Annotated in this window: 7 protein-coding genes and 1 pseudogene; 4 read left to right on the top strand and 4 right to left on the bottom strand. The window is 63.9% G+C overall.

Annotated features, from left to right (window positions below; genetic code table 11):
- Positions 1-598: substrate-binding domain-containing protein (locus EOA28_RS14050; RefSeq protein ID WP_148670715.1), on the top strand; the 598-nt coding region annotated here is incomplete at its 5' end.
- A gap of 77 nt (positions 599-675) precedes the next feature.
- Here EOA28_RS14050 and EOA28_RS14045 read toward each other — a convergent pair.
- The gene (locus EOA28_RS14045; protein WP_245463213.1) at positions 676-909 is read right to left on the bottom strand and encodes a DUF1127 domain-containing protein; all 234 of its coding nucleotides are present in this window, start codon (positions 907-909) and stop codon (positions 676-678) included.
- 260 nt (positions 910-1169) lie between these two features.
- Between EOA28_RS14045 and EOA28_RS14040 the strand changes: the two genes are divergently transcribed.
- Positions 1170-2675, top strand: a complete 1506-nt coding sequence (locus EOA28_RS14040) for a winged helix-turn-helix domain-containing tetratricopeptide repeat protein (protein WP_127251333.1) — start codon at positions 1170-1172, stop codon at positions 2673-2675.
- Positions 2676-2688: 13 nt separating this feature from the next.
- Here the strand turns inward: EOA28_RS14040 and EOA28_RS14035 are convergent, their stop codons facing one another.
- The 3 genes from EOA28_RS14035 to EOA28_RS14025 all read right to left on the bottom strand — a co-directional run bounded on the left by EOA28_RS14035 (position 2689) and on the right by EOA28_RS14025 (position 7071).
- Positions 2689-3753 (bottom strand): D-alanine--D-alanine ligase family protein, encoded by a 1065-nt coding sequence (locus tag EOA28_RS14035; RefSeq protein WP_127251334.1) that lies wholly within the window; start codon positions 3751-3753, stop codon positions 2689-2691.
- 216 nt (positions 3754-3969) lie between these two features.
- The gene (locus EOA28_RS14030; RefSeq protein ID WP_127251347.1) at positions 3970-6024 is read right to left on the bottom strand and encodes a bifunctional aldolase/short-chain dehydrogenase; all 2055 of its coding nucleotides are present in this window, start codon (positions 6022-6024) and stop codon (positions 3970-3972) included.
- A gap of 81 nt (positions 6025-6105) precedes the next feature.
- Positions 6106-7071: a sugar-binding transcriptional regulator gene (locus EOA28_RS14025; RefSeq protein WP_127251335.1), complete on the bottom strand. Its 966-nt coding sequence runs from the start codon at positions 7069-7071 to the stop codon at positions 6106-6108.
- 202 nt (positions 7072-7273) lie between these two features.
- On the opposite strand from EOA28_RS14025, the gene EOA28_RS14020 reads away from it, so the two are divergent.
- Complete coding sequence (locus EOA28_RS14020; RefSeq protein ID WP_127251336.1) at positions 7274-8914, top strand: acyl-CoA synthetase; 1641 nt, start codon at positions 7274-7276, stop codon at positions 8912-8914.
- 426 nt (positions 8915-9340) lie between these two features.
- Positions 9341-9442 (top strand): annotated as a pseudogene (locus tag EOA28_RS40195) (TetR/AcrR family transcriptional regulator); the annotation flags it as partial.

Below are 9442 nucleotides of genomic sequence, written 5' to 3'. Positions count from 1 at the left end.
GGCGGTCAAGGACAATGGCGAGAGCTGGAAGGCCGGCTATGTCTATGTCGCCGGCATCGCCCCGCTCGACCGCCGCAACGAAACCTGGGTGGATGTGAAGAAGAAATATTCAGGCATCAGCGAGGTCGCCCAGTTCGGCACGCTCGACAACCCGATCGCCAACTCCGTCGCCAACCAGGCGCGTTCCGTGCTGCAGGCGCATCCCGATATCAAGGTGATGTTCGCGCCCTATGACGAGTTCGCCAAGGGCGTGAAGATCGCCGTCGACGAGGCGGGCCTGAACAAGGGCATCAAGATCTACTCGGCCGACATCTCGACCTCGGACATCGCCGCAATGCGCGAGCCCGACAGCGCCTGGGCCGCCACCGCCGCCACCAACCCGGCCGTCGTCGGCCAGGTCTCGGTGCGCGCGTTGGCGCAGCTGCTCGCCGGCGAGGATCCCGGCCACAACGTCATCGTGCCGCCGACGCTGATCACCCAGAAGGAGCTGATCGACAAGGACATCAAGAACATGGAAGACCTGTCGGCCAAGCTGCCGCAATTCGCCCATGCCGATGTCGCGATGCCGGCCTGGATGCCGAACCCCAACGCCAAGTAAGGTCTCAGGCAGTCACGAAATGAAGAGAGCGGTCCAGCGGGCCGCTCTCTGTCTTTGTGAGGGCTGCTGTTGCGGCCTCACCGCTGCCAGAAGGGCAGTTTGGCGATCTCGGCCTCGACCTCTTTTTTCGTCAGCCCGATATCGTCGATCAGATGCGGATTGTCCCTCGCCATCCGCTTGAGCTCGAAGCGAAAATAGGCCTGCTTGCGGTGCTCCGCGATGAGGCTGCGCAAGGCTGCCAGGCGATAGCGCCGCCGGCCCGTGTGCATTGCCGGTGCCAGACATGTGGAAAAAGCAAAGCTGTCGTTCATGGCAACCTCCATTGAAATGAGGGTTCCAAAGGCCCTCGACCTGATTGAGATTGCACTGTGCCGCAGGCGGCGAGCGGCGTAATTAAGCCCTCCCAAATAGTTCTCAAAACTTCCAAATCGGATAGACGGGTTCGCCGTTTCACCGAAACGGCGAACCCGTCTATCCCTTTGTTTTTACGCAATTCCGGGCGGAAGGTTACGGCGAAGACGCCGAACTTAACCGCTCACACTTTTCCTGGAATTGCTCTATAGATCGCCGCATGCAGGGATCGCGCTTTGCTTTCGGACCATTCGTGTTTGATCCCGGCGCGGGAACGCTGCTTCGGGGCGATGTTCCCGTTGCCGCCGGCCATCGCGGGCTGAAGCTGCTCGAGGCCCTCGTCGCGCGTCCAGGCGAAATCCTGGCCAAAGCCGAGCTGATGGACGCGGCCTGGCCGGGCACGGCGGTAGAGGAAGGCAATCTCACCGTCCAGATCGCGCAATTGCGCAAGCTGCTCGGTCCGGCGGCCGGTGGTGGCGAGTGGATCGCCACGGTGCCGCGTGTCGGCTATCGCTTCACCGGTACCGTCGAACAGGCCGACGCCACGCGCAAGCCCTTGCCGCTGCCCGACAAACCGTCGATCGCCGTGCTGCCCTTCATCAATCTGAGCAACGATCCCGAGCAGGAGTCTTTCGCCGACGGCCTGACCGAAGACCTGATCACCGACCTCTCGCGGATTCCTGGCCTGTTCGTCATCGCGCGCAATTCGGTCTTTGCCTACAAGGGCAAAGCGATGGACGTGCGCGCCATCGCCGGCGAGCTCGGCGTGCGCTATCTGCTGGAGGGCAGCGCCAGGCGCGCCGCGGGGCGCGTGCGCATCAACGCCCAGCTGATCGACGCGCTGAGCGGCAAGCATCTATGGGCCGAGCGGTTCGATCGCGGCGTGGAAGACATCTTCGCCGTTCAGGATGAGGCTACCGCCAAGATCGTCGAGGCGCTGCTCGGGCGGCTGCGCGCGCCGCCGGCCCGCAACCGGCCCAGGAATCTGGAAGCCTATGATCTCGTCGTGCGGGCTCGCAAATCGTTCGACGAGTCCCCACAGATGGCGCGCGAGGCGCATCTGATGCTGACGCGCGCCATCTCGCTCGATCCGGACTATGCCGAGGCGTATCGCTGGCTTGCGATGAACCACTGGATGGGCTGGGTGCATTGGGGCGAGGCGTTCGAGCCTGCCCGCAGCACGTCCCTGGAATTGGCGCGCAAGGCGGTGGCGATCGACCCCAACGACGCTGGCTGCCGCTGGGTGCTCGCCAATCTGCTTGCCTATGAACGCGATTTCGAGCAGGCCGAGATTGAGTTCGCCAAGGCGATCGAGCTCGATCCGAACGAGGCGGATATCTGGGCGACATTGTCTGACATCGAGGTGCTGGCCGGCCAGGTGGACTTGAGTCTCGAGCACATCCGCAAGGCGTTCCGGCTGAATCCCTTTCCGCCGAGTTGGTATTATCTGACGCTCGGCCAGGCGCAATATGCGGCCCGTGACTACGAAGCCGCCGTCGAGACACTGCGCCGCGACGAGACCTACCGCACCAGCTCACGCCGCTTCCTGGCGGCAGCGCTTGCTCAACTCGGCCGCCTCGACGAGGCCCGGACCGAGGTCGCGCTGTTCCTCGTCGGCAATCCGCATTTCTCGACCCAGCGCTGGGTCGACACGGAGCCGTTCCGCGACGACGCGACGCTTGAGCACTTCGTCGACGGGTTCAGGAAGGCAGGGCTGCCGGAGTGAGGACGGCGTAACCTCACCGGCCGGCGCGCGCCAGCCCATGCGTCACCAGCCGGTCGATGACCTCCGGATAGCTGACGCCGCTCGCCGCCATCGCCTTGGCGTACATGCTGATATTGGTGAAGCCCGGAATGGTGTTGAGCTCGTTGATCAGGAAAGTCATGTCCGGCATCAGGAAGAAATCGACGCGGGCCATGCCGTCGCAGCCGAGCGCCCTGAACGCCTTTGCCGCCGTGTCGCGCATGGTTTCCTCCACCTCCGGCGGCAGCTCGGCCGGCACGATCAAGGCAGCGCCGTTCTCGTCGATATATTTGGCGTTGTAGTTGTAGAAGCCGTGGCTCTCCGCAGGCACGATCTCGCCTGGACGCGAGACGAAGAGTTCGCCCGAGGGACTCTCCAGCACGCTGAATTCGATCTCGCGGCCACGAACGAATTCCTCCGCCAGCAGCTTGCTGTCGTGCTGGAACGCCTCCGCGAGGGCCCGGTCAAATTCCTGGCTGGCATTGACCTTGGCGACGCCGACCGACGAGCCCTGCCGCGCCGGCTTGATGAACAGCGGCAGCCCGAGCCGGTCTTCCAGTTCGGCAAGCGAAAGCACCGCGCCCTCGTCGATCGTCACCGACCGTGCGACGGGCACTCCCGCCGCCTTCAGCAGCCGCTTGGCGATGTCCTTGTCGAGCGCCGTAGCGGAGCCGAGGATGCCGCAGCCGGCGAGCGGCACGCGCGCCACCTCGGCCAGTCCCTGCACCGCGCCGTCCTCGCCATGCAGGCCGTGCAGCACCGGAAACAAGATATCTATGGCGGGCAGGTCGTGGGGTGCGCGGCCGGTAGGGATCGCGAGCATCCGCCCATGCCCGCCCGGCACCAGGCAGAGCTGCGTGCCAACCGACGGCGTCGCCAGCGCGCCGTTCTCGAAGCTGCTCAGCAGCCACAGTCCTTCGCGCGTGACGAAGATCGGAACGGCATCGTATTTCGCCGGGTCAAGCGCGGCCATGACGTTGGCCGCCGAAAGCAGCGACACCTCATGCTCGGCGGAGCGTCCGCCGAACAGCACACCGATACGAAGTCTTTTTGCGGGCATCGACAACTCCACCAATGATCAGGGTTGGAGCTCGCATGCGAAACACCAGCTAATCCCCTTCAGCCCTTCCAGTAGTATGGAAGGATTGGAGTGGGACTTTGACCGGTTGAAGCAGTTTTTCAGCAGAAGCTGCGAAACGGTTTTCTCCTGGGAAACGCTTCAACACGAAGAGGCAGTTCATCGTTGTGAGAGCGATGAACCGCTCTGACAGCGTCCTCACCGCAGCGCCGCCGCGATGTTGCCGCCGTCGACGGTGGTCACATCGGCCGTGGTACGTTCGGCCAGCGCCTGGTGCAGGAAGGCCTGCGCCACGTCGTCGGCCGTCACTTCCTGCCCGAGCAGATTGCCGGACATGTATTCCTTCTCCGACACGCCGCGCGCGCCGGAACGGCTGGCGATCATGGCGTCGGTGAGAAGGCCGGAGCGGATGCGGTCGGCGTTGACCGCGTTGGAGCGGATCCCATAGGCGCCGTAATCCAGGGCGTACTGGCGCGACAGGAACAGGGTCGCCGCCTTCGGGATGCCGTAGGCGCCGAATTTCGGGCCAGGATTGATCGCCTGCTTCGAGGTATTGAAGAGCAGCACGCCGCCCGTGCCCTGTTCCAGCATGATGCGCACCGCGTTCTGCGCCGCCGACTGGTGGGCGAAGAAATTGAGCTCGAAGCTCTTGCGCAAAGTGGCGTCGTCGAGCTCGCCGATACGGCCTTCCCAGGCGGCTCCCGCGTTCGAGACCAGAATGTCGACGCCGCCATAGACCGCGATCGCCTTGTCGAAGGCGGCGCGCATCTCGGCCGGCTTGGTGATGTCGGCGCCGACGCCGATCGAGTTGTTGCCGGCAGCCTTGGCCGCGTCCGCGGCTTTATCGGCGTCGAGATCGACAAGGACGGCATGCGCGCCATTGGCGGCGAACAGCTTTGCCGTCGCGGCGCCGATGGCGCCGGCACCGCCGGTGATCAGAACCACCTGGCCGGTCAGCGGCTTCGGCTTGTTGGAGGCAAGCTTGGCCTGCTCCAGCGACCAGTATTCGAGCGGAAAGAGATCGGCCTTGGAGAGCGGATGGAAATTGCCGATAGCCTCGGCGCCGCGCACCGCCTCGATCCACATCTCGCCGACATCGGAGGCGATCCTGGCATCCTTCAGCGTGCGGCCATGGCCGAACATGCCGAGACCCGGCACCAGCGTCAGGCGCGGCATCGGGTCGAGCATGGTGCGCTTGACGTCGTCGAGCGCGTCATTGGTCTCGAAATAGGCGGTGTAGTCCTTGACGAACACCTCGACATGGCTGCGCACCACGGCCTTGTAGTCGCCGAGCTTGTCAGCGTCCGGCGCCGGCACCGCCATCGGCCCGGTCTTGATGCGGATCGACAAATCGGGCGTCGACACGCCGCGGCCGGCCAACTCCACGATCTTGGCCGAATTGATGAAATCGACGATAGCGTCCGAAGTGCGGAAGTCGCTGATCATGCGATCGAAGCGGCCTTCGCCGCGCGCCACGGCAACCGCGCCACGCAGCGTCGGCGCGATGTCGCTCGGCTTGGCGAGCTTTGCGGGCAGCGCCGCCTTGGCCGCCCGCGGCTTGCCGTTCCTGGCGACATACTCCTCGGCGACATTCACATAATGGATCATGCGGTCATAGGCCTGCTTGGCATCGTCGCCGAAGGTGAAGATGCCGTGCTTGTCGAGGATCAAACCCTCGACGCTCGGGTCGGCGTCGAACACTTCCGCCGCCACCTTGGCGAGGTCGAAACCCGGCTTGATATAGGGCACGTAACCTAGTCTGTCGCCGAACACGGCCTTGATCAGCGGCTTGCTGTTTTCCTGGTCGACGATGGCCAGGATCGCGGTCGAATGCGTGTGGTCGACGAATTTGTGCGGCAGGAAGGCGTGCAGCAGCGTTTCGACCGACGGGTTGGGGGAGGACGGATCGATCAGGTTGGAGCGCTGCAGCGCCACCATGTCCTCGTCGGAAAGCTTGTCCAGCGCGCGCGCCTTGAGCAGCGCGCCCATCTTCACCGCCGGCAGGCCTTGCGGCTCGATGACGGCCATGTCCCAGCCGCTGCCCTTGACGCAGAGCACGTCCCATTCGTCGCCGAGGAGATCGGTGGCCTTGGTCTTGCAGGACGTGTTGCCGCCGCCATGCAGCACCAGCCTCGGCTCGCCGCCGAGCAGGCGGGTCGTGTAGACGCGCAGCGCAAGGTCGCCGCCGACGCCCTTCTTGGCGTAGTCGGCAACCATCTTCTCCGCGTCGGCGTCGTTCCAAAGGTTCTTCATGTCGTTGCGTCCGATACTCGTCTTTTTGCTCATGAACAGAAAGCCGCGACGCCTTTATGACAGAAGCGGCGAGGGTGGTTTCTAAGAGGCCTTCTTGGTTGCCGCCTCGGCGTATTGGAGCAGGCGCTCGGCCATATGCGCGCCGATCACCAGATGCGTGCAGAGCCCGCCGGCGATGGCCGCAAGCAGCGGCTCGAACTTCGTATCTTCCTGCACCACCATCAGCCGCTTCTCGATGGCGCGCAGCGAGGCGAGCGCGGCGGAGATGACGCGCCGGTTGTAGCTGCAGTCGAGCACCTCGCCCCTGGCGTCGATGATCTGCCCGGCGATGACGCCGGCCGCACCCTGGCTGCGCAGCGCCTCCATCTCGGCCGGCGCCAGCGCGCCACATTTCACCAGATGGCTGTCGGCGTCGACCGCGCCGACGGAATAGAGCGCCAGATCGCAGTCGGCGATGCCGGCGAGCTGGTCGCGGATCACCGGCTCGGCGCGCAGGCTCTTCGCCAGCTCTTCCGTCGACAGCACCAGCGGCGCATAGAAGTTCAGGCCCTTGGCGTTGAGCCGTCGCGCGATCTCCATCGTGCACTGGTCGGGCCGATAGGAATAGGGCGCGCCGAGATTGCCGCAGAGCTGCACCACGGTGACATCCTGCAGGTCGGCGAAGGACATGATGTCGGCTATGGTGTAAACGGTGCGGCCCCAGGCGACGCCGATGCGGTCGCCCTTCTTCACCAGCTCGAGAAAGACGCTGGCCGCGAGCACCGCGATGTCGGTTGAGGGATCGGCGAGATAGGCATTTTCGGGCGCGATCCAGACGGCGTCGAGCCCGAAGGCGTCTTCAACCTTGCGTGCCATGACATCGTCGGTGAAGAGCTGCGTCGAGGTCGTGATGTTGACGATGCCGGTCTCGCGCGCCTTGCGCAGATACATGGCGACCGAGGCCCGCGAAATGTTGAGCTGGCTCGCCACTTCGTCCTGGCGAAGGCCATGCGCATAGTAAAGCCAGGCGGCCTTGTGGATGAGCTGTTCTGCCGGTCTGATCGCCATGCCGCCTCCCTGGCTGACATTAGTCACGGCTCTCGACAAAAGTCAAACCTGAGTGAGCGGAGGCGTTTACCTGTCGGCACGGCTCAGCGTGGATCGCCGTTCTGTCAAGCGACCGGATCATAGCATTTTCAGCTATTCGGAGGGATAGCGTGACAGCGGGCCTGAGGTTAGAAGGTTCGAAAAGAACTTTGGGGAGAACGGGATGGCCAATCCCTACGAACAGGATCTCGACAGGAACGCCGCCAATTACCAGCCGCTGACGCCACTCACTTACCTTGAGCGCACGGCCAAGACCTATCCCGACCATGTCGCTATCATCCATGGCAGCCAGCGCATCACCTATCGCGAGTTCTGGTGCCGCTCGCTGAAGCTTGCCTCGGCGCTTGCGCGGCACGGCATCGGCAAGGGCGACACGGTGACAGTGATGCTCTCCAACACGCCGCCGATGCTGGAAGCGCATTTCGGCGTGCCGATGGTGAAGGCGGTGTTGCATTCCCTGAATACCCGCCTCGACGCCGCCATCATCGCCTTTCAGCTCGATCATGCCGACTCGAAGGTGCTGATCGTCGACCGCGAATTCTCGGGCGTGGTCAAGGAGGCCTTGGCGTTGGCCAAGGCCAAGCCATTGATCATCGACTATGATGATCCCGATTATGCCGCCGATGCTCCCTACCCGAAGGGCGAGCGGATCGGCGTGCTCGACTATGAGGACTTCGTCGCCGCGGGCGACGAGGCGTTCGCATGGTCGATGCCGGACGACGAATGGGACGCCATCTCGCTCAACTACACGTCCGGCACCACCGGCAACCCGAAGGGCGTCGTCTACCATCATCGTGGTGCCGCCCTGATGGCCTACACCAACACCATCCATGCCGGCATGGCCAGGCACGCGGTCTATCTGTGGACGCTGCCGATGTTTCACTGCAACGGCTGGTGTTTCCCCTGGACACTTGCCGTCCAGGCCGGCACCCATGTCTGCCTGCGCTGGGTGCGGGCGGAGCCGATATATGACGCGATCGCCGATCACGGCGTGACCCATCTGTGCGGCGCGCCGATCGTCATGTCGGTGCTGATCAACGCGAAGGACGAGGACAAGCGCCAGTTCCCGCAGACCGTGACCTTCAACACCGCCGCCGCGCCGCCGCCGGAAGCTGTGCTTGCCGGCATGGCCGACGCCGGCTTTGCCGTCACCCATCTCTACGGCCTGACCGAGACCTACGGCCCGGCCGTCGTCAACGAATGGCACAATGAGTGGGACGCGCTGGAGAAGGGGCCGAGGACGGCGAAGAAAGCGCGCCAGGGCGTGCGCTATGCCGCGCTGGAAGGGCTGACGATCATGGACCCCGAGACGATGGCGGAGACGCCGGCCGACGGCGAGACCATTGGCGAGGTCATGTTCCGCGGCAACATCGTCATGAAGGGCTATCTGAAGAACCGGAAGGCGACCGACGAGGCCTTCGCCGGCGGCTGGTTCCATTCCGGCGACCTCGGCGTCATGCACCCCGACGGCTATATCCAGCTGAAGGACCGCTCCAAGGACATCATCATCTCGGGCGGCGAGAACATCTCCTCCATCGAGGTCGAGGACGCGCTCTACAAGCATTCGTCGGTTGCCTCCTGCGGCGTCGTTGCGCGCGCGGACGAGAAATGGGGCGAGGTGCCGGTCGCTTATGTCGAATTGAAGCCGGGCAAGAGCGCGACCGAAGCCGAGATCATCGAGCATTGCCGGGGGCTGCTGGCGCGTTTCAAGGTGCCCAAGGCGGTGGTGTTTGCGGAAATCCCGAAGACGTCCACGGGCAAGATCCAGAAGTTCAGGTTGAGGGAAATGGCGAAGGGGGCGTAGTACGCTCCTCCCGCCATGACCGCGACGTCGACAGCTTGCGCTAGCAACTGCGACTTCGTCATCCACGGGCGGAGCAAGGAGCGAAGCGACGTCGCGGAAACCCTAGGATCCATGCCGTGACCATGCGGCCGCGCTCCGGCGGTTGAGAGTAGCCGTCAGCGACGATATCGTAACCTTGATCCGCCTTCGTTCTTCGGCCTACGTCACGGAATGGATCCTCGGGTCTGCGCGCGTCGCTTCGCTCCTTGCTCCGCCCGCGGATGACGACGCCTCCGGCGCCAATGGCTAATCGTCAACGCCGGCCCTCGCAACTGTCACCATCTGTCACCAATTATACGCGTACGTCGATTTCGCGTTGACTCCTCGATGCTTTCGTTTTACGACTGACGAAAATTGAAATTCGTCACTCGTCAAACCGAAAGCGCCATGTCCGAAGCCGCTAACATCGTGGCAGACCCCACCAGACAGGAGAATGTGACCCGCATTCTCGACTGCGCCGAGCGGCTGTTCCGTCACTATGGCTACGGC

This window comes from Mesorhizobium sp. M2A.F.Ca.ET.067.02.1.1 (assembly GCF_004023285.1).
Taxonomy (GTDB): domain Bacteria; phylum Pseudomonadota; class Alphaproteobacteria; order Rhizobiales; family Rhizobiaceae; genus Mesorhizobium.
The sequence above is the reverse complement of the archived record's forward strand: the minus strand, read 5'-3'. Positions and strand labels throughout refer to the sequence as shown.